The organism is Brevibacillus massiliensis, from assembly GCF_000311785.1.
Lineage (GTDB): Bacteria > Bacillota > Bacilli > Brevibacillales > Brevibacillaceae > Brevibacillus_C > Brevibacillus_C massiliensis.
In genome coordinates this window covers 1-1,674 of the sequence record NZ_CAGW01000127.1, presented here as the reverse complement: position 1 = coordinate 1,674, position 1,674 = coordinate 1, and the positions used below count along the sequence as shown (strand labels likewise).

Annotated in this window: 2 protein-coding genes; both read right to left on the bottom strand. The window is 48.8% G+C overall.

All coding sequences use genetic code 11. The features are described from left to right. Positions 1 to 161: 161 nt before the first annotated feature. Positions 162 to 653, bottom strand: a complete 492-nt coding sequence (locus tag HGBM_RS32340) for an IS66 family transposase (RefSeq protein ID WP_425358550.1) — start codon at positions 651 to 653, stop codon at positions 162 to 164. Next, the coding region (locus HGBM_RS26095) for a hypothetical protein (RefSeq protein WP_315969987.1) at positions 565 to 1,674 on the bottom strand (1,110 nt) is incomplete at its 5' end. The genes HGBM_RS32340 and HGBM_RS26095, both read right to left, overlap by 89 nt.

Genomic DNA, 1,674 nt, shown 5'->3' with positions numbered 1-1,674 from the left:
CTACGACTGACCAATTAACATACAAAATGTATATTCTGCCCTTTGTAGGTACAGTTCTGGGTTAGTTCTAAAGCGTCTGCGTTTGGTGGCTTCACTCAACCGAGAAGACCAGCGAAGACGTTCATCTCGATACGCAAGGTAGTCGACAGCTTGAAGTCTGCTCAAGACATCATTCTGGCGGATGCATCATCGACAAACACGACCATCTCGCCACTTCGAAGAATATATTCGTTCCAACTTCTTAACCCGGTCATCCGCCGATGCCGGGTTTTCGTTCGACGAAAGAAGCGCTCGTGGTCGTTGTTCGTTCGGGGGACATGCGGGTGGTCGTAGCACGTAAACAAGCCCTTCCAGAACCCTCGTGTGTAGCTCGTTAGATTCGCTACCATTGGCTTGTCTTCTTCACTGGTGTATGTATGCTCAACCCAATTCAATAATTGCTGCATATGAAATCGAACCGTCTCACTGCGCTTGTCTACGTCTGGATTCAAGATCTCGGCAACGTGATGAATCGGGAGCGCCCATCGTTTCACCGCAGCATACTGCTCTTCAAACCCATTCAATTTACCGAAAATTCTGATTAGGTTTTGGAGTAGAGAGGGCCCCTTTTTTATCCAGGCATCGTTCGAGGGAAGCCTGAATGGCTTTTGCATTTTCATAAACCCGTATCCCCGGCAGATCGAGCGGTGGATTGCCGTCCTCGAGAAGCACGGAACGAATGGCCGCTACGTAATCCTTAGCGACCTCAGCTTCAGCAGATGTGTCATTCTCGATTCGCTTTTCTATTTCGCGTATCCCGCGAAGGCTTTTCTTAATCCCTGTCTTGAGTTTGCGGTCTAAATCGACAACAGGCTTCGCAATATCCTTTAGGTAGTGGTACTGACAGTATTGGTACGGTACGTCCGGCAACAGCGATTCCATGGCCATCCGAATGGATTGCTGGCCGTCCGTGACGATCCCAATGATGGGAAAGCCCAACTCGATAACGGGAAGGATGAGCTTTTTAAGTTCTTCCGCGGAACCGCTCTTTAGATTTTGGGCAGATAGGATGGTACCGCTGAAAACTTCTCGTATGACGTAGAGCGTCTCATTTCCTTTCTCGGGCTGCACCCCATCCATGGAAATCATGATGCCGCCGTGGTCTGCAACAACATGCTTTAGTGCTTGTTTTACGTGATTCGTCACGCTTGCGCGAAGCAAGGTAAGATAACGTTCGTACAGTCTCTGAGAATTGCGCTCTGACGTAACTACACCGCGTTGATTCAACTCTTCCGTAATTTCGCCGATGGTCATGTGTTGTTTAAACCGAAGCTGACCGACGAGCGCCAAGACGTCAAAGCCGTAAGATGTGTGCTTCATACTGAGGAGTTCGGCTTCCGCAGATTTGTAGTATGTCTTGGGGTACGGGCAATCCGCATTACTGCAAGCGTAGGCCATGCTCCATGCTTGGATAACGCCGGAGAGTGTGATGATATTCTTTTTCCAAGCGGTATGATGCCGCTTAAGTTTCGCGCCGCAGTGAGGGCAGGCCTGAATTTCCGGACGAAAGTAAATTTTCTTTTCGGGAATGACACGATTCTTTGGTAAGGGCATGAGAAAACCTCCGTCAAAGTGGCTACTTACTACTTCGACAGAGAGATTGGAAATCCTTGTTAGATAATTGGTCAGTCGTAG